Here is a 17,723-nt window from a genome sequence, read left to right on the forward strand (position 1 = left end):
ATTTGTATATAAATAGAAAAACCACTAAGTTAAATAAAGGATGATGTGGATGAAAACATACATAAAAATAATTAGCTTGTTTTTGGTAATTGTTCTAATTGTGGGATTTTTTGTTCCATCATTTGTGCTAAAAGACACAGTTTTTGCTAAAGAAGATCCCAAATCTTCAACCATTGGAGGGATGGAGATCACTGATGTGAAAACAGCAGATTTAGCAACTACGCTACAAAATGCAATCTCAGAATGGCAAGGCTCGGAAGTAGAAATTGTTAGTGATGGAATTTCAAAAACCATTGACCCGAAACAATTTAATTTTGATATAGCCACAGCGATTTCTCAGTTTGAAATGCTAACAAAAAAGCCTTGGTATGCTTTTTGGCATAAAGAAAAAGTAGTTCATATTCCCATTCCTGTTACCGTCAATGAAGCAATTACGCAGCAAATAGATGAAGCAGGTGTTTGGGATACAGATAAAACACTACAAAAACTAATCTTACAAGCCAGCTATTTGAAGGAGCATAAGGTTGAAGCTGTTATCAATCAAGATTCCATGCAAACCGGGGAAAGGATTGCCTTTCAGATTGCCGAGCTACCAGTAAATAGTCAAGGAGTAGCGAAAATCATTCCGTTATTAAATGATGTAAATCTAGTTCCAAATCAATCCATCTCATTGCTTACACTTTTAGGTGAACAGGCTGGGGTTGTCAATGATGCAGGTTTAGATTTTGTGGCATCAATGCTATATAGTGTAATTCTTCAAACGGACTACGAAATTTTAGAAAGACATTCTCAGGAAATAAATCCAAGCTATTTGCAGCAGGGAATTGAAGCAGATATCAATGCAGCATTAGCAAAGGACTTACAATTTATTAATCGGTCTGAACAGCTCGGTAAACTGAAAGCATCTATAGAGGGTAATCAATTAAAGATAGAAGTTTTTGCAGCCGCGAAAGACAAGGACATAACAGTACGTGTTAGCAAGGATAAAATTGTAAAGCCACGCATTATTTACCGCTATTCGGAGGATTTAAAGGCTGGACAGGAAAGAGTAGAACAAGAGGGTAAAGAGGGTTCAAGAGTCGAAGTTTATCGTTCCATTGTAGAGAATGGAGCAACAGAAGAACAATTCATTAGTAGAGATTATTATGCACCTCAAAATCGAATTGTTACGCGTTCTTCGCAGGAGCCTGTTATCATCACAACGCCTACTCAGAACGTAGGGGCGGGTGCATCAGATCCGGATTTAGAAGTGGATTTAGATGGCAATGGCTTGCCTGATGTGAAACCTTCAAAGCCAGAGGTAACAAAGCAAGAAGATGGACCAGAAATTGTCTATGGCTATTATGATAAGGGTGGTAATTTTGTACAAACAAGTCCATAACGATGGGAGGTATGTTTATGGCAATGAAGCCAGGGCGTAAACGTTTAGGGGATTTACTGGTGGAATCAGGTGTTATCACTGCTGACCAGCTAGAGTATGCATTAACTACTAAGATGAAAAATGAGAAGCTTGGAGATTTCCTTATTAAAGAAAATTTCCTAACAGAGCAGCAGCTTATTGAAGTCTTAGAATTCCAGCTGGGTATCCCTCATATCAGCCTGAATCAGTTTTCAATTAGTCCCGAATTATTACAGCTCATTCCTGCGGAGCTTGCAAAGCGGACAAATATTATGCCGATTCGCAAAGAAAAAAATAAATTATTTATTGCAATGGAAGACCCGATGGATTATTTTGCCATTGAGGAAGTTCGTATGACAACAGGCTGTCAAATCGAGACAAGTATTGCGGCTAAAGATGATTTATATCGGACGATAACAAAATACTATGATTTACAGGAATCAATGGATGCGGCCATGTTGGATTTGGCTGCCACTAGTACAGAAACACAAGAGGAAATAGAGAATGAGGATTCTCCTATTGTTCGTTTAGTGAATCAAATTATTGCGAATGGTGTCGCACAGCGCGCTAGTGATATCCATTTTGATCCACAAGAAACAGAGCTTCGTGTCCGCTATCGGGTAGATGGTGTGCTACGTACTGAGCGATCCTTGCCAAAGCACATGCAAAATGTCGTATTGGCTCGTATTAAAATTATGGGGAATTTAAATATTACAGAAAATCGTATTCCGCAGGATGGACGTATTAAAACCAATGTTAATTTTAGACCTGTCGATATCCGTTTAGCGACACTACCAACAGTTTATGGTGAAAAGGTAGTGATGCGTATTTTAGATTTAACTAATTCAGCCAATGATATTGATAAATTAGGCTTTAGTGCAAGTAATGAGGCACTTTTTAGGAAAATGATAGCCCATCCAAACGGTATGATGTTGATTACTGGTCCAACAGGCTCAGGGAAGTCCTCTACGTTATATGCAGCACTTTCTCATTTAAATGAAGAAGGCGTCAATATTATTACAGTTGAGGACCCAGTGGAATATCAATTAGATGGTATCAACCAGATACAAGTAAAAGAGGAAGTCGGCTTAACATTTGCGGTAGGTTTACGATCGATTTTACGACAGGATCCTGACATTGTGATGGTGGGGGAAATTCGTGACCTTGAAACAGCTCAAATTGCTATTCGTGCTTCACTAACAGGCCATCTAGTGTTAAGTACGCTGCACACTAATAGTGCCATAGAATCTATTTCAAGACTACATGATATGGGGATTGAGCCATTTCTACTATCCTCTTCCCTTGTAGGAATCATGGCACAACGTCTTGTACGTAAAGTTTGTCGTGATTGTGCTGAGCCATATGTATTCACTTCACGTGAACTTGAAATACTTGAGGAAAATGGAGTGGAGGGCGTAACGCACGGTAAAAAAGGTCGTGGATGTCCTGCCTGCAATCATACAGGCTACCGAGGACGTATGGCGATTCATGAAATCCTCCCTGTTGATCGTCAAATGAAGGATATGATTTTAAATCGTGTTGGTGATAGCGTTCTACGTGATTATATGAATGAGAAAGGTTTCCATACCTTATTAGTAGATGGATTACTAAAGGTTGTAGCTGGCAAAACAACAACATCAGAAATATTACGTGTTGCAAGTGCAGACTAGGGGTGAAAGAAATGACAGCATATTCAATCGTTGAATTATTAACACGTGCATTTGAAGAGAAAGCATCGGATCTACATCTAACAAAAGATATTCCACCAGTGTATCGTATTCATGGGCAGCTGGAGCATTATGGCACAGTCCCACTTGAAACAGAGGATTTGAAGGAAATGGTAAAGGTCATTCTCCCTGTACATAAACAACAGGAATTTGAGGACAAAGGAGAAACGGACTTTAACTTTTCATTGCCTGGGAAATGTCGATTCCGTGTCAATGCTTACCATCAGCGAAATGAAGTAACGATTGCGGCTCGTTTAATTGAGGCTAAAATTCCTTCTATTGAAGCGCTCAATATGCCACAAGTGTTATATAAGCTTGCGGAAAAACCACAAGGCTTAATTTTAGTGACTGGCCCAACAGGCTCAGGAAAATCAACTACCTTGGCAGCAATGATTGATCATATTAATGAAACGAGATCAAAACATATTATTACATTAGAGGATCCAATCGAATACTTGCATTCACATAAGAAATCTGTCATCAATCAGCGTGAGATTGGTGTCGATACGATGAGCTTTGCAAATGGTTTACGTGCATCACTACGTCAGGACCCAGATATTATTTTAGTCGGGGAGATGCGAGATTACGAAACCATTTCAACGGCTATTACAGCTGCTGAAACAGGACATTTAGTCATGGCTACACTTCATACAAGTAGTGCACCAACAACGATCGACCGTATTATAGACGTATTTCCACCACATCAGCAAAGTCAAATTCGTGTGCAGCTTGCGAATGTACTGCAAGGTATTGTTTCTCAGCGTTTATTTGTACGTAAGGATGTAAAAGGGCGTATTGCGGCGACAGAAATTTTAGTACAGGCACCTGCCATCTCGAATTTAATTCGTAATGAAAAAATCCATCAAATTCCAAGTGTGATGCAGACAAGTAAAGCATTAGGTATGCACACATTGGAATATTCGATGCAACACTTAATTACGACAGGTAAGATTTCACTTGAGGATGCACGACCATATATGAACGCTGGTGATTATAGTTGACGATATTTCGTTATAGTGGTCGTACCAAAACAGGAGCACCTAAAAAGGGCATTATCGAGGCACCAAATAAAAAGGTAGCCATGGAAAAGCTTCGAGCACAAGGAATTAATGCACGAGAACTTCAAGAATCAAATAGCATTTTACATAAAGATATTGCTTTTGGGACAAAAGTAAAGCACCAGGAATTTGTTATTTATTGTCGGCAATATGCGACATTAATTCGTGCTGGCGTTCCTGTCGTTGAAGCAACCCATATTTTGGGTGAGCAAACGCGGAGTAAACCACTGAAACGAGCATTGATGCAGGTTGAAGAGGATATTCGAAATGGGATGGCATTTTCAGATGCAGCAGGTAAACATCCAAAAGTGTTTCCATTGCTATTTGTCAATATGATGCGTGCTGGTGAGGCTACAGGAAACGTCGATGATACATTAGATCGTCTTGCAAGCACACTAGAGAAGCAATATAACATCAAGAAAAAAATTCAATCTGCCATGACCTATCCAGCGATTTTATCACTTTTAACACTGGTGGTTGGTATGTTTTTAATGGTGTTCATTGTGCCAACCTTTATGGATGCATTTAAAGAAATGAATTTGGAAATGCCGTTAATAACGGTCATTGTAGTAGGTATTAGTGATTGGCTCATTCAATTTTGGTACCTTTTGATTTTGGGACTATTGGTGTTAGTAGTGGGTTTACACTATTTCTATAAAAATAATAAAGAGTTTCATTATGCCGTCAATGTATTTTTACTGCGTATGCCAATCTTTGGACAGCTGTTGCAAAAGGATATTATCGCGAGAATGACAAGAACCTTGTCAACACTCTTTAGCAGCTCCGTGCCAATTCTACAAGCCTTAACAATTGTAGAAAAGGTTGGTGGTAATCCAGTAATGGGTAAAGTAGTACTGGAAGCCCGCGATAATTTAGAAAAGGGTGGCACATTATCAGAGCCACTTGAAAAAAGCTGGCTATTTCCACCGCTTGTTACACAAATGACATCAATTGGTGAGAAAACAGGGTCCTTGGATTACATGCTTGAAAAGATTGCTGATTTTTATGAAGAAGAAGTAAACCGTGCCGTCGATACAATGAAGTCACTTATCGAGCCTTTAATGATTGTGGTATTGGCCCTAGTTGTAGGAGTAATTGTAGCGGCTATATTCTTACCAATGTTCCAACTATATGAAAATATGTAATATTTACAATGTTTATATGGATGCCCGTTTGTTCCGCTTAATGGAAAATATCTACTTAGATTTGCTAACAAAAGAAAGCGGAAAGTAGGTATCTTCACGTTTAAGTATTAAAGGAGAGACTGGACATGGGAAATAGGCTAAAGAATGAAAGGGGCTTGACCTTAGTCGAGCTTTTGGCAGTCATTGTTATTCTAGCTATCGTTGCGGCCATTGCAGTTCCTGCTATAGGTAATGTCATTGATAATTCACGTTATAAGGCATTAAAGGCAGATGCTATCAATGTCATTCATGCCGCACAGTTTTATTTTATGGAGCATCCAAGTGCCGATCCATGGCAAGAGGTCAAAGTGAGAAAATTAGTATCCGAGGGTTATTTAGATAGTGCAGGTAAAATATTAGAGGCAGATAAAGAAAATCAATATGCTAATGTCCAATTTATGAATGGGGTCTATTACTTTAGTGCTCATGCAATTTATTATAGCAGTTGAAAATATATTAATTTTGATAATGCCACCTTACAGCATATTGCTGACGATATTCGCAAGGGCAGCAAGGGAACCGGTGGCAAATGTATTGGGCGAGATTGTGCAGCTTCGCCATAATGTTCAGAAGCGCGTGTACACACACTTCATATAAAACCATTAAGGAGGATTTCATTATGTTAAAAAAATGGAAAAATAAAAAACTATTGAAAAATGAGAAAGGTTTAACATTAGTTGAACTATTAGCTGTAATTGTTATCCTAGCAATTATCGCAGCAATCGCTGTACCTGCAATTGGTAATATAGTTAATAAATCAAAGGACCGTGCAATTTTAGCAGAAGCTTCTAATATTCTAGCAGGTGCAAAAATCGCTTATATAGATGGTGCTTGTGTGGATAATACATGTAGTAATACTGAGTTAAAACCTTTTGTGGATGGCATAGAGCTAAAGTCTGGTGATCAAGTAGAATATAATGAAACAAGTAAAGTATGGACAATCACCTACTCAAGATTAGGAAGTATAAAATTATCTGAATATAAAACAAATCTTAATGGAAATGCTATAACTGAAACTAATTTAAATACTAACTTGACAAAGGCGGGCGTTACTACAACGCCATAATCAGTCCTCCCAACCCACTCAGAAGCGCAAGAAAATTTGCGTTTCTGGCTGGGAAATGGATGACTAATTGAAAAAATCATTTATACTGAATAGGATAAGGAGGTCTTTTCACATGTTTAAGAGAAAAAGAAAGTCGCATGTTTCGATTGAACTGAAGGATTATGTGCTGCGTGCGATTGTGGCGAAAGGACCAGAGCCTAATCAGTGGCAGGGCTATGAATACCCTTTAGCAGCTGGAATCGTTGAAAATGGAACTATTATCGATGAGGTAGCTCTTTTTGAGGTGATTAAAGAGCAAGTAATGAAATGGACAGGGAAAAAACAGGCTGTTCGCATGTTTGTCCCTGATACGACGGTTCTATTAAAAAACTTTGAGCACCCTAAAGATGTAAAGCCTCAGGAATTACGAGGATATGCTGAAATGGAATTGGGACATTCCATTCATTTACCATTTCAAGACCCTTTAATTGATGTGTATGATGCAGATGCCGAGGATGGCAAGGCTATCTTATTTGCTGCACCTTCTGAAGAGATTACGAAACTTGTAGGGATGCTGTTAGATGTTTCATTAGAACCCGAAGCTGCTGATATTCGTGCGCTTTGTAATATACGCTTATTAGAGCATATGTCATTATTAGTGCCTAATAAAACATATTTAATTGCAGAATGGTCGATTAATGAACTCTCAATCAGTATTTTTTCCAATGGCCAAGTGGAGTTTTTGCGCTATCAATCTATTGAAGTAGATATGACGCAATGGCAGGGGAAGAAAGAGAATGAGTTTAACTATCAATTTATCTATAATGGCGAAGCAGAGAATTATCAAATGGTTGTAATGGATCAGGTTCTAGAGATTGATCGGATGATGAATTTCTTTAAGTTTTCTTTACATAAAGGTGAAAAAGCAGTGGATGAAATTATTATGCTTGGCGATAACCCATTATTGAAATCAATTGGAAACTTACTTGCTTCTAATTTAGAACCACCGCTAAGAGTCGTCGATGGGAAAAAGATTGAGAAATCATTTCCTCGCTTTAAGCGAGAATTTTCAACGTTGCTTGGCTTAGCTTTGAAGGAGGTTCGTTAATGGTTCCAGATATAAACCTCTTACCACAACTTGAAAAAAGAACAACCTCCCCCAAGCTTTTTTACAGCTTGGTGATTGTCATTGTGGGACTTATTGTAGCTTATTTACTTTTTTTATTTTTTACATCCAAAAGTGAATTGTCACGATTGACTGCAGAGGAACAGGCATTAACTACACAGCTTGATCAATTGCAGCAAGAGTTAGATGCACGACAAAGTGTCGATCAGGGTTCATTGGAAGAGTCTGTGACATTTATTCAAGGTGTTTCATATCCTGTAACACCGTTGATTGATGAAACGAAAACTTTATTACCAACCCATTCCTATTTACGTAGCTACGTTTTCGGAGAGAATACGGTGAATATTGAAGTGGATTTTGAAACGATGACAGATATATCGAAATATGTGGAGCGGCTTTTAATGAGTAGCTATTTTACAGACGCTCAAATTAACACGGTCTCAAACTTTGATATAGAGCTAGGTGAACAAAGGGAGTTAACACCCCAACAAAAATTTAAAGAAGTACCGCGCTATTCAGTGTCCATTACAGCGACAATCGATTTTATGTATTTAGCTGGAGGACGACGCTCATGAATAAATTAACGAGTAGTAAAAATTCATCTATGATCTTGTTACTTGCGCTAATAGCTGCTATTTTATTTGCGCTGTATTATTATTTGCTTTCACCAAAATTGAATGAAGTGAATGAAAAAGAGAGTAATGTGTTGCAGGTGCAGCAAGAATTAGCTAGTGTCAAAGAACAACTAGCTCAATTAGACAAGGAGCAGGGACAGCCTACAATCAATATATTAGCCTTAAGACAAAAGCTACCTGCAACAAGAGCCGTTGAAAAGATTATTCTTGATTTAGCTGAGATTGAAGAGGTGACAGGAACTCGTATACAGTCTTTAACTGTTCAAGGTGAGGACGGCACTGTGACACCTTCTGATGTATCGAATGATCTCAATATGTTGGAGCAGGCTGAAGCAGAGGTCAATGGTGATCAGCAGAACAAGGAGAGTACTACACCGATTGCATCTCTTTCGGAGGACTCTTTACCAACTAATCTAAAGCTTATTACTTTTATATTAGAGGTGGGTGCGCTTGATTTTAATTCTCTTGAAAGCTTTTTACAGGAGGTTGAACAATTAGAGCGTGTCATGAAAACCGATAAGATTGAATTTAAATTGCCAGGAGAGCAGGCACAGCTTGAGAAAGATGCAGATCTTACGTTAAAGGCAACAGTGCAAGTGACGACGTTCTATTACGAAGAACAACAATAAACTTTTTTGATAGGCGCCCCATACTTCATTTGTATGGGCGCCTATTGGTTTAGGAGGACATGAAATTGGAAATGGCTTATACGATCTTTATTTTTTTATTTGGACTTGTCTTTGGCTCTTTTTATAATGTAGTTGGCTTACGTATACCACAGAAGGAATCGATTGTACATCCTCCTTCACATTGTCCGAAATGCCAGAGACGACTAACGGTGCTTGATTTAGTACCCGTTTTATCCTATGTATTTTTAGGAGGAAAATGTCGGAGTTGTGGCAATAAAATTTCTTGGGTTTACCCATTCATAGAATTAATGACAGGTGTATTATTTGCCTTTGCTTATTGGCAGCTAGGCTGGGGCATAGAATTGATAGTAGCGTTCTTTTTTATCTCCTTATTAGTTATTATCGTTGTGTCAGATTTGGCCTATATGCTAATTCCTGATAAGGTATTAATATTCTTTTTACCTTTGCTAGCTATTGGACGAGTTCTGTCACCATTAACACCTTGGTGGGACTCTCTTGTGGGTGCTGTCGTCGGTTTTGGCATATTATATATCATTGCTGTGCTATCAAACGGTGGCATGGGTGGAGGCGATATTAAATTATTCTTTTTAATTGGTCTCGTTCTGGGTACGATTGATACACTATTAACGCTTTTTTTAGCTGCAGTGATTGGTATGATTGTCGGGATTACCGTTTTATCGAAGAACAAACAAGGGAGAAAAACACCCATTCCATTTGGGCCATCTATTGCATTGGCCGCAGTCATTGTTTATTTCTATGGCGATCTATTAATCAATTGGTATTTAGGCTTTTGGTAATTGTTCAATCTTCAAGAATGTGGAGGGAAGCAAGTGAAACCGATTATTGGTATTACAGCCTTTGTGGAGGATGATTTATCCTCTCGATTAAATGCTGCTTACAGCAAAAGTATTATTGATGCTGGTGGAATTCCACTGATTATTCCAATTGGAGTAGAAGAAGAGGCAGCCCAGATTTTAGCCCTTACAGATGGTTTATTATTATCCGGGGGTCATGACGTGCACCCATTTCTGTTCGGGGCTGAGCCTTCATTAAAACTTGGAAAAATTCATCCCGCGCGTGATACAGTGGAGTTAGCAATAATTGAAGCCGCATTCCAACGAAAGATGCCTATTTTCGGGATTTGTCGAGGGATTCAAATACTAAATGTTGCATTAGGTGGTACCTTATATCAGGATATTGATAGTGATCATTTTAGCACTAAATTACTCCAGCATATGCAGCAATCAGGTAGAGCTGTAGCTACCCACACTGTACAGATTATTGCTGACAATTTATTAGCGACTATCGTTGAACAAGAGAAGATAGCAGTGAATTCATTTCATCATCAAGCGGTGAATGTATTAGCAGAAAAATTAAAAGTAGCGGCAAAATCAAATGACGGTATTATCGAAGCTGTAGTTCATGAGGAAATGCCATTTTGCTTGGCTGTTCAGTGGCATCCTGAGGAACTAGCCATAGCAGGAGATGAGAGTGCTCAAAAGCTATTTTCAGCCTTTGTTGAAGTTAGCTTAAAATTTAAGAAGGAAGCTTAGAGGGCATTGTACAAAGAATCCAATCGTCTGTGGATTCTTTTTTTGCGTAAAAAAGAGGATACATGCTCTTAGAAGGAACATAATCCTCAAAACCTGTTTTAATAGTTAATGTACCCGTCTGTAAAGACCTACAACTTGTCCTAAAATAGAAACTTGATCGACAATAATAGGTTCCATAGAAGAATTTTCAGGCTGTAAACGGAAATGATTTTTCTCTTTAAAGAAGCGTTTTACAGTTGCTTCATCTTCAGCTGTCATAGCTACAACAATATCCCCGTTATTAGCTGTTGCCTTTTGTTTTACAATGACTAAATCTCCATCTAAAATTCCGGCTTCAATCATTGATTCCCCCATAATTTCTAGCATGAACAATTGATCTTCACTTGTGCCGTACGTATCGGGTAATGGGAAGTATTCTTCAATGTTTTCAATTGCTGTAATTGGAGAACCAGCTGTAACCTTCCCGACAAGTGGGACATGGATCACCTGTTGCTTTTGGATGGATTCTTCAGGCTCTAAAATTTCAATTGCGCGTGGCTTTGTTGGATCTCGACGAATAAAGCCTTTTTGTTCTAATCGAGCTAAATGTCCATGAACAGTTGAACTGGAAGCAAGTCCAACTGCTTCGCCAATTTCACGTACTGATGGCGGATATCCCTTAGCTCGTACCTCTTCCTTAATGAAAGCTAAAATGTCCTCTTGTCTTTTCGAAACTTTTTTCATGAGTGCTCACCTCTTTTTTCTAAAATCAATCTTCTTATTTGATAGTATAACAGAATGCGAACATGTATGCAAACATAGGTTCGAAAAGTGTTTGACAAAAACGTTTGTTCGCTTTATTATGAGAACATACATTCCGAACAAACATTCTCAAAAAGGGGTAATGATTATGACATGGTTTAAGAAAAACACACATATCTCAATTTTATTAGGAGCTTGCCTACTATTTGCAGCATACCTTTACATTACTGATCCAGGAAAAGTTAGTTACGCAGAAATCCAAATCGAACATGGGGATAGCTTGTGGTCGTTAGCGGAGCAATATCGTGGTAAAATGAGTACTGATGATTGGATAAAGCTTGTAAAAACGGAAAATGAACTAGCAGATATTAAAATTGTAGCGGGAAAATCTCTAGTTATTCCTGTAGTGAGTGATCAAGCCAGTCCCATCAATACTATCGAAATTGCGAGAAATGAACAATGATAAATAATCAACTGTCGGCTGTTGTCTATTGTCGCGTAAGTACTGAAAAAGAAACACAAAGCTCCTCATTAGAGCGTCAACAGGAAGAGTTGCTGCGCTATGCTAAGGAGCAAGGCTATGCGGTGAAGGGCGTGTTTAAAGATCAGCATAGTGGTTATGATGTAGAACGTGCAGGCTTACTAGAAATGCTTGATTTCATAAAAGATAAAAACATTAATGCCCTTTTTGTACAAGATGAAACTCGTTTAGGACGAGGCAATGCAAGAATGGCTGTATTGCATTTATTACAAAAATCAGCAACGGATGTTTTTTCTATGCGTGATGCTGGCCCAGTTCAATTAAATGAAATGGACACGATGCTGCTAGAAATTTTAGCGATTGTAGAGGAATATCAGCGTAGAATTCATAATGCTAAAATACGACGAGGTATGCGACGTGCTGTAGAAAACGGCTATCGTCCTGAAAATAATTTATCGAACAGAGGTAATCCGCAGGGGCAGGAGCGTAAAGATCTACCTGTAGATGAAATTGTAAAGCTACGCAAACGTGGATTTACCTTTGAAGAAATTTCTATAACGCTTAGAGGGTTAGGCTTTGAGGTAAGTAAGGCGACTGTCCATCGTCGTTTCCAAGAGCACCAAGAAAGATTAGCAGGAAAATAATATTCCTGCTAATTTTTTTTGTAAAAAACTACTGAGAGGAAGAAAAGCTCTCGATAATAACATTTTTAGGCAGTTGGAAAGGGTGCTCTTTATTTATTCGGTCATAAAACATGATGCCATTTAAATGATCGATTTCATGTTGTACAACGATGGCCCCATAGCCCTGTAACTGTACAATGATTTCATGTCCATCAATGTCGTAAGCTTTGACTTTAATCCTCTCATATCTCGGCACAAAACCAGGAACAGGTCGATTTACAGAGAGACAGCCTTCTCCCTCGGGTAGATAAATCATATTGATGGAATGACTCATTATTTTAGGGTTTATCAGCATCATTTCTTGGTCATCAAAGAGTACAGCAAACATTCGTTTATCTACACCAATTTGATTAGCAGAGAGTCCACTTCCAGGGCGAAGCTTATATTTTTTTACTAGAGTTGGATTTTGGCTATTTTTCAGATATTGTAGCATGGCTAGGAGGGTATTTCGGTCCTCATTGGTCACTGGTATCGCCACTTCTTGAGTTTGTTTTCTTAAAATTGCCGAGTGTTCTTTCACGAAATCCTTCATTGTAATCATATAATCTGGGTGAAATTTAGTCATAGATAAACACCTCATCAACACGGCTATTGAGAACCTTAGCAATCTTAAAAGCTAATTCAAGGGTCGGATCATATTTATCATTTTCAATACTATTAATGGTCTGCCTCACAACCCCACATTCTTTTGCAAGTGCAGCTTGTGTTATACCTAATTTTTTTCTCAAAATTTTGATAATGTTCTTCAGAATTATCCCTCCATTTTGTCTAAAGTATTAGATATATCGTAAAATAAGAATCAAGAAATGTCCAACTAATTAGACATTTATGAGTGTTGAAAAACAAAACAGTCAATTGAAGGGTAGAGATGGATTTCCGTTGCAGGCTGCTTGCTTTCTTGTAGCACACTGACGGAACGGAAATCACCCTACAGCCTTGTTAAAAGTTCTCATTCTACTAATGACATCATCTTTTTCAACAACATGAAATGCCCGATTAATTGGACATTTGGGTTTTAAATCATCACTTAATACCAATTTTCATCAAATTTTAGCTTTAACGCATGACCAAAACAAATACCGAAAGGAATAAAGCCTCTTCCTTTTGCTGTAATGATATTGCCATCTTGTACCACTAGTTCATCTGAATAGTTATGAAGCTCAAAGCACCCTAGCTGCTTCATGCCATCTAAAGGTAGCCCTACTGTATATTTTTTGTTTTGTAAGACACCTGCTTTTGCCAATAGGTAAGGGGAGCTAGAAATACTTGCAAGCAATCCTCCTTTTGCAGATAGATGACGAATGAAATCTAGTAAGCTCTCTTCAAGTTGTAATGTTGAAATATCCATACAGCCTGGTAATAGTAGACTATCAATATCGTCAAGCTCTACTTCATTCACGGGTAAATCAGCTATGCAATTTAAACCAGATTCTCCTCTGATAGGTTCGGTATTCGATCCTAGTGTGACGATGGGTTTCCCTCCTTGCATTAATATGGACAAAGCAACACTCAATTCATATTCACTAAATTGTGGGTATAATAACACCGCAGTTTTCTTCATTTCATACACCTCTTACCTTTAGATTGTTCCATTCTTCCTCTAAAATAGCGTAATAGTATTCATCCCACCAAGTCTCTCCATGAGGAATGCATTTTTTGAAAAATCCTTCTTGGCGCATACCGATTTTTTCCATGACTCGGTAAGAAGCGATATTTTCTGGCTGGCATGTGGCAATAATTCGATGAAGTTTCATTTTATTAAAGCCATAGTCTAATAGGGCCTGAGCAGCTTCAGAAGCATAGCCATGTTTATGATAGGCAGGATTCATAACCCATCCAATTTCATACGTATGGTCGCCAAAGTATTTGTGGAAAACAAGATGACCAATGACTCGCTGTTGTTCACGTAAAACAATGGCGAAATGTTTTGCTTGCTCGTTGCTATTCTCTGTTACGAAATTTTGAACCTGATCTTCATTCAACACACCCTCTGGCATATAGTGCATGACCGTTTTGTCGGACATATAGCTATAAACAGCCTGCCAATCTTGGGCTTCAAATGTTCGAATAAGTAGTCTAGGTGTTGTGATGTTCATGATAGCTCCTCCTATTATCTATCAAATTTTTCCTTTTATTATTAGTTATACACCTCTAACTTCTGGAAGTCATGTAAATAATGGCTAAGAAGTGTTTTTAAGGGTTGGTATAACTGCATTTTAAGGGAAACCATGCTATACTTTGCATACTGAGGTCATTAAGCTAGGTACTGAAAGGTGTGTAACCATGTTATCAAAGGAAAAAATTAACCGAATTAATGAATTATCTGCTAAAGCAAAAAGCGGACAATTAACAGAGGAAGAAGCAAAGGAGCGAACAGCGCTTCGCAAGGAGTATTTAGATACGTTTAGAGCAACTATGCGAGATACGATTGAAAACGTTAAAGTGGTCGATGCAGAAGGAAATGATGTAACTCCTGAGAAGGTAAAACAAGCACAAAAAAATAAATTTCTAAATTAATGTGACACAATTCAATAAAGTATGTATGAAAACGCAAATAGTATAACAAAAGCATTGTTTTCTAAAGCAATGTTGACTAAACTGTAAAAGAACAATATATAGGACGAGAAAGGATGTCACAATATAATGACTCAACACGCGGATCTTTTAGCAATTAATGCTATCCGAACTTTGTCAATCGATGCTATTGAAAAAGCAAATTCTGGTCACCCAGGTTTACCAATGGGAGCAGCGCCAATGGCTTATACGCTATGGACAAAACAATTACGCCATAATCCAGCAAATCCAAAATGGTTTAACCGTGATCGTTTTGTACTATCAGCAGGTCATGGTTCAATGCTTTTATACAGCTTACTTCACCTTGGAGGCTATGGTTTACCAATGGAAGAAATTCAAAACTTCCGCCAATGGGATTCATTAACACCAGGACATCCTGAATATGGTCATACAGTAGGGGTAGAGGCAACAACTGGTCCTCTTGGACAAGGAATCGCTATGACTGTTGGTATGGCAATGGCTGAGCGTCATTTAGCTGCTACTTACAATAAACCAGGTCATGATATCGTTGACCACTACACATTTGCGTTATGTGGCGATGGTGACTTAATGGAAGGCGTAGCAGCAGAGGCGATTTCATTAGCTGGTCACTTAAAACTTGAAAAATTAATCGTGCTTTACGATTCTAATGATATTTCTTTAGATGGTGACTTAGAAAAGTCATTTTCAGAAAACGTTCAAAAACGCTTTGAATCTTATGGTTGGAATTATTTAAAAGTGGCAGATGGTACAGATGTAGATGCTATTAATGCAGCCATTGAAGAAGCCAAAAAATCTACTGGCAAGCCAACATTAATTGAAGTGAAAACAGTGATTGGTTTTGGTTCTCCAAATAAATCTGGTAAAGCAGATTCTCACGGTGCACCACTTGGTACAGATGAAGTTGTCTTAACGAAAGCTGCCTATGAGTGGGCACATGAACCATTCCAAATTCCTGCAGAAGTTTACGATACATTTAATGCGGCTGCTGAAGTGCAAGGCGCACAACCAGAGGAAGCTTGGAATGCAAAATTTGCTGCATACAAAGAAGAATTCCCAGTGTTAGCAGCTCAATTCGAGAAAGCGATGAATGGTGAATTACCAGAAGACTTTGCTTCTGAGTTACCAGTATATGAAGCAGGTAAATCTGTAGCAACTCGTTCTTCTTCAGGCGATGCAATTAATGCTATTGCGAAGAAAACACCTTCATTCTTTGGGGGTTCAGCTGACCTTGCTGGCTCCAATAAAACAACGATGAAGGGTGCAGGAGATTTCTCAGCAGACGACTATGCTGGACGTAACATCTGGTTCGGTGTTCGTGAATTTGCAATGGGTGCTGCTATGAACGGAATGGCTCTTCACGGTGGTTTAAATGTATTCGGTGGTACATTCTTCGTATTCTCTGATTACGTTCGTCCAGCAATTCGTCTATCTGCATTAATGGGTCTTCCTGTAACATATGTATTCACACATGATTCGATTGCAGTAGGGGAAGATGGTCCAACACATGAACCAATCGAACACCTTGCATCATTACGTGCAATGCCAAACCTATCTGTTATTCGTCCTGCGGATGCAAATGAATCAGCAGTTGCATGGGAGCTTGCAGTAGCAGCAGAAAAAACACCAACTGTTCTTGTATTATCTCGTCAAAACTTACCTGTTCTTGACGCTTCTATTGAAACAGTACGTGAGGGCGTAGCAAAGGGTGCTTACACAGTGTCTCCAGCTACAAAAGAAGTGGCAGATGCTATTTTAATTGCAACAGGCTCTGAGGTTTCGCTTGCTGTCGAAGCACAAAAAGCATTAAAAGCAGACGGTATAGATGTAGCAGTTGTTTCTATGCCATCTATGGATCGCTTCGAAAAACAAGACGCAGCTTATAAAGAATCTGTTCTACCAAAAGCTGTTACAAAACGTCTTGCAATTGAAATGGGTGCATCATTCGGCTGGCATAAATATACTGGCTTTGAAGGCGATGTTCTAGCAATTGATAAGTTCGGTGCATCTGCTCCAGGTGAATTAGTAATGGAAAAATACGGCTTCACTGTTGAAAACGTAGTAGCAAAAGTGAAAGCACTATAATTTACAACAAATACCACAACACTCAGCGGAATAAACATCAGCTATGTGTTGTGGTACTTTTTTTAGCGGCAAACATAGTCATGTAAAAACTCAATAAAAAGGGTGAGCGAATGAAAAACTATAGCGTTGTGTTATTTGACTTAGATGGAACGTTATCTGATCCCAAAATAGGAATCACTAAATCAGTACAACATGCTTTACAGAAGGCAGGCGTCATGGTGAATGATTTGGATGAACTGGAACCATTCATCGGACCACCATTACAAGTATCTTTTCAAGAAATCTATGGATTCAATGATGCACAAATAACGCAAGCAATTAGTGATTACCGAGAACGATTTACGGAAAGGGGAATGTTTGAAAATAAACTATATGAAGATATTCCAGCTTTGTTAGCTCATTTAAAGCAACAAGGGTACATACTGACTATTGCAACTTCAAAACCAACTGTCTTTGCGGAACAAATCGTAAAGTATTTTCAGCTAGAGTCCTATTTCGATCTTGTCGTAGGAAGTCACTTAGATGGTTCGCGTTCTGCCAAAGGTGAGATTATTGCAGAGGTACTTCAACAGTTTGATTGCTATCCAAAAGAGCAATTTATTATGATTGGGGATCGAAAATATGATTTGATTGGCGCTCGTGAAAATCAAATCGATGCTATCGGTGTGACATATGGTTTTGGGTCACTAGAAGAATTAAAAAATGAAGAGCCTACATATATTGTGGACCATGTAAATGATCTCCTAAAACACCTTTAAAAACACGAAAAACTGCATGTCAGCATGCAGTTTTTTTATGTAGGA

Annotated in this window: 21 protein-coding genes; 16 read left to right on the top strand and 5 right to left on the bottom strand. The window is 38.4% G+C overall.

The genetic code is table 11. The annotated features are described in order from the left end of the window. Window positions 1-49: 49 nt before the first annotated feature. From PSR12_RS06035 to PSR12_RS06085, 11 genes are all read left to right on the top strand, one after another. On the top strand, window positions 50-1,381 hold the full coding sequence (locus PSR12_RS06035) for a G5 domain-containing protein (RefSeq protein WP_274772065.1): 1,332 nt from the start codon (window positions 50-52) through the stop codon (window positions 1,379-1,381). A 17-nt stretch (window positions 1,382-1,398) separates the two neighbouring features. Then, window positions 1,399-3,069: a GspE/PulE family protein gene (locus PSR12_RS06040; protein ID WP_373880536.1), complete on the top strand. Its 1,671-nt coding sequence runs from the start codon at window positions 1,399-1,401 to the stop codon at window positions 3,067-3,069. Between the two features lie 11 nt (window positions 3,070-3,080). Further along, window positions 3,081-4,127, top strand: coding sequence for a type IV pilus twitching motility protein PilT (locus PSR12_RS06045; protein WP_257521355.1), 1,047 nt, complete (start codon window positions 3,081-3,083; stop codon window positions 4,125-4,127). Next, window positions 4,124-5,329, top strand: a complete 1,206-nt coding sequence (locus PSR12_RS06050) for a type II secretion system F family protein (protein ID WP_274772068.1) — start codon at window positions 4,124-4,126, stop codon at window positions 5,327-5,329. The genes PSR12_RS06045 and PSR12_RS06050 overlap by 4 nt, the downstream gene beginning before the upstream one ends. A gap of 125 nt (window positions 5,330-5,454) precedes the next feature. Then, window positions 5,455-5,817: a type II secretion system protein gene (locus tag PSR12_RS06055; protein ID WP_274772070.1), complete on the top strand. Its 363-nt coding sequence runs from the start codon at window positions 5,455-5,457 to the stop codon at window positions 5,815-5,817. Between the two features lie 170 nt (window positions 5,818-5,987). Then, window positions 5,988-6,434: a prepilin-type N-terminal cleavage/methylation domain-containing protein gene (locus PSR12_RS06060; RefSeq protein WP_274772072.1), complete on the top strand. Its 447-nt coding sequence runs from the start codon at window positions 5,988-5,990 to the stop codon at window positions 6,432-6,434. Window positions 6,435-6,546: 112 nt separating this feature from the next. Continuing rightward, complete coding sequence (gene pilM / locus PSR12_RS06065; protein WP_274772074.1) at window positions 6,547-7,521, top strand: type IV pilus biogenesis protein PilM; 975 nt, start codon at window positions 6,547-6,549, stop codon at window positions 7,519-7,521. Then, on the top strand, window positions 7,521-8,114 hold the full coding sequence (locus PSR12_RS06070; RefSeq protein ID WP_258859482.1) for a PilN domain-containing protein: 594 nt from the start codon (window positions 7,521-7,523) through the stop codon (window positions 8,112-8,114). Before pilM ends, PSR12_RS06070 begins: the two co-directional genes overlap by 1 nt. Further along, complete coding sequence (locus PSR12_RS06075) at window positions 8,111-8,803, top strand: hypothetical protein (RefSeq protein ID WP_274772078.1); 693 nt, start codon at window positions 8,111-8,113, stop codon at window positions 8,801-8,803. Before PSR12_RS06070 ends, PSR12_RS06075 begins: the two co-directional genes overlap by 4 nt. Before the next feature lie 65 nt (window positions 8,804-8,868). Continuing rightward, complete coding sequence (locus PSR12_RS06080) at window positions 8,869-9,621, top strand: prepilin peptidase (protein WP_274772080.1); 753 nt, start codon at window positions 8,869-8,871, stop codon at window positions 9,619-9,621. A 33-nt stretch (window positions 9,622-9,654) separates the two neighbouring features. Then, a complete protein-coding gene (locus tag PSR12_RS06085; RefSeq protein WP_274772082.1) occupies window positions 9,655-10,377 on the top strand; it encodes a gamma-glutamyl-gamma-aminobutyrate hydrolase family protein in 723 nt (240 codons plus the stop codon). 105 nt (window positions 10,378-10,482) lie between these two features. Here the strand turns inward: PSR12_RS06085 and lexA are convergent, their stop codons facing one another. Beyond that, entirely contained in the window at window positions 10,483-11,100 is a 618-nt protein-coding gene (gene lexA / locus PSR12_RS06090; protein WP_004232118.1) for a transcriptional repressor LexA, read from the bottom strand. 166 nt (window positions 11,101-11,266) lie between these two features. Between lexA and yneA the strand changes: the two genes are divergently transcribed. Then, window positions 11,267-11,581 carry a cell division suppressor protein YneA gene (gene yneA / locus PSR12_RS06095; RefSeq protein ID WP_016992001.1) on the top strand — a complete coding sequence of 105 codons (315 nt, stop codon included), beginning with the start codon at window positions 11,267-11,269 and terminating at the stop codon, window positions 11,579-11,581. After that, window positions 11,578-12,243: a YneB family resolvase-like protein gene (locus PSR12_RS06100; RefSeq protein WP_016992002.1), complete on the top strand. Its 666-nt coding sequence runs from the start codon at window positions 11,578-11,580 to the stop codon at window positions 12,241-12,243. Before yneA ends, PSR12_RS06100 begins: the two co-directional genes overlap by 4 nt. Before the next feature lie 28 nt (window positions 12,244-12,271). Here the strand turns inward: PSR12_RS06100 and def are convergent, their stop codons facing one another. The 4 genes from def to PSR12_RS06120 form a co-directional block, all read right to left on the bottom strand. Continuing rightward, on the bottom strand, window positions 12,272-12,847 hold the full coding sequence (gene def, locus PSR12_RS06105; protein WP_274772088.1) for a peptide deformylase: 576 nt from the start codon (window positions 12,845-12,847) through the stop codon (window positions 12,272-12,274). Continuing rightward, a complete protein-coding gene (locus tag PSR12_RS06110) occupies window positions 12,840-13,031 on the bottom strand; it encodes a helix-turn-helix transcriptional regulator (RefSeq protein WP_036080196.1) in 192 nt (63 codons plus the stop codon). Before PSR12_RS06110 ends, def begins: the two co-directional genes overlap by 8 nt. A 278-nt stretch (window positions 13,032-13,309) precedes the next feature. Continuing rightward, a complete protein-coding gene (locus PSR12_RS06115; protein ID WP_016992950.1) occupies window positions 13,310-13,843 on the bottom strand; it encodes a DJ-1/PfpI family protein in 534 nt (177 codons plus the stop codon). A gap of 1 nt (window position 13,844) precedes the next feature. Further along, window positions 13,845-14,378 carry a GNAT family N-acetyltransferase gene (locus tag PSR12_RS06120; RefSeq protein WP_274772093.1) on the bottom strand — a complete coding sequence of 178 codons (534 nt, stop codon included), beginning with the start codon at window positions 14,376-14,378 and terminating at the stop codon, window positions 13,845-13,847. 187 nt (window positions 14,379-14,565) lie between these two features. Between PSR12_RS06120 and PSR12_RS06125 the strand changes: the two genes are divergently transcribed. From PSR12_RS06125 to PSR12_RS06135, 3 genes are all read left to right on the top strand, one after another. After that, window positions 14,566-14,799, top strand: coding sequence for a DUF896 domain-containing protein (locus tag PSR12_RS06125; protein WP_004232132.1), 234 nt, complete (start codon window positions 14,566-14,568; stop codon window positions 14,797-14,799). 126 nt (window positions 14,800-14,925) lie between these two features. Further along, a complete protein-coding gene (tkt, locus tag PSR12_RS06130; RefSeq protein ID WP_274772096.1) occupies window positions 14,926-16,920 on the top strand; it encodes a transketolase in 1,995 nt (664 codons plus the stop codon). A 110-nt stretch (window positions 16,921-17,030) separates the two neighbouring features. Beyond that, window positions 17,031-17,678 (top strand): HAD family hydrolase, encoded by a 648-nt coding sequence (locus tag PSR12_RS06135; protein WP_036080188.1) that lies wholly within the window; start codon window positions 17,031-17,033, stop codon window positions 17,676-17,678. Window positions 17,679-17,723: the final 45 nt, after the last annotated feature.

This window comes from Lysinibacillus sp. G01H (genome assembly GCF_028872195.1).
In the GTDB taxonomy this organism is placed as follows: Bacteria; Bacillota; Bacilli; order Bacillales_A; family Planococcaceae; genus Lysinibacillus; species Lysinibacillus capsici.

Coding starts and splice junctions, on each gene's coding strand:
- PSR12_RS06040 (WP_373880536.1), top strand. CDS start 1,399: ATGGCAATGAAGCCAGGGCGTAAACGTTTAGGGGATTTACTGGTGGAA.
- def (WP_274772088.1), bottom strand. CDS start 12,847: ATGACTAAATTTCACCCAGATTATATGATTACAATGAAGGATTTCGTG.
- PSR12_RS06055 (WP_274772070.1), top strand. CDS start 5,455: ATGGGAAATAGGCTAAAGAATGAAAGGGGCTTGACCTTAGTCGAGCTT.
- PSR12_RS06135 (WP_036080188.1), top strand. CDS start 17,031: ATGAAAAACTATAGCGTTGTGTTATTTGACTTAGATGGAACGTTATCT.
- PSR12_RS06075 (WP_274772078.1), top strand. CDS start 8,111: ATGAATAAATTAACGAGTAGTAAAAATTCATCTATGATCTTGTTACTT.
- tkt (WP_274772096.1), top strand. CDS start 14,926: ATGACTCAACACGCGGATCTTTTAGCAATTAATGCTATCCGAACTTTG.
- PSR12_RS06045 (WP_257521355.1), top strand. CDS start 3,081: ATGACAGCATATTCAATCGTTGAATTATTAACACGTGCATTTGAAGAG.
- yneA (WP_016992001.1), top strand. CDS start 11,267: ATGACATGGTTTAAGAAAAACACACATATCTCAATTTTATTAGGAGCT.
- pilM (WP_274772074.1), top strand. CDS start 6,547: ATGTTTAAGAGAAAAAGAAAGTCGCATGTTTCGATTGAACTGAAGGAT.
- PSR12_RS06115 (WP_016992950.1), bottom strand. CDS start 13,843: ATGAAGAAAACTGCGGTGTTATTATACCCACAATTTAGTGAATATGAA.
- PSR12_RS06060 (WP_274772072.1), top strand. CDS start 5,988: ATGTTAAAAAAATGGAAAAATAAAAAACTATTGAAAAATGAGAAAGGT.
- PSR12_RS06125 (WP_004232132.1), top strand. CDS start 14,566: ATGTTATCAAAGGAAAAAATTAACCGAATTAATGAATTATCTGCTAAA.
- PSR12_RS06120 (WP_274772093.1), bottom strand. CDS start 14,378: ATGAACATCACAACACCTAGACTACTTATTCGAACATTTGAAGCCCAA.
- PSR12_RS06100 (WP_016992002.1), top strand. CDS start 11,578: ATGATAAATAATCAACTGTCGGCTGTTGTCTATTGTCGCGTAAGTACT.
- PSR12_RS06035 (WP_274772065.1), top strand. CDS start 50: ATGAAAACATACATAAAAATAATTAGCTTGTTTTTGGTAATTGTTCTA.
- lexA (WP_004232118.1), bottom strand. CDS start 11,100: ATGAAAAAAGTTTCGAAAAGACAAGAGGACATTTTAGCTTTCATTAAG.
- PSR12_RS06070 (WP_258859482.1), top strand. CDS start 7,521: ATGGTTCCAGATATAAACCTCTTACCACAACTTGAAAAAAGAACAACC.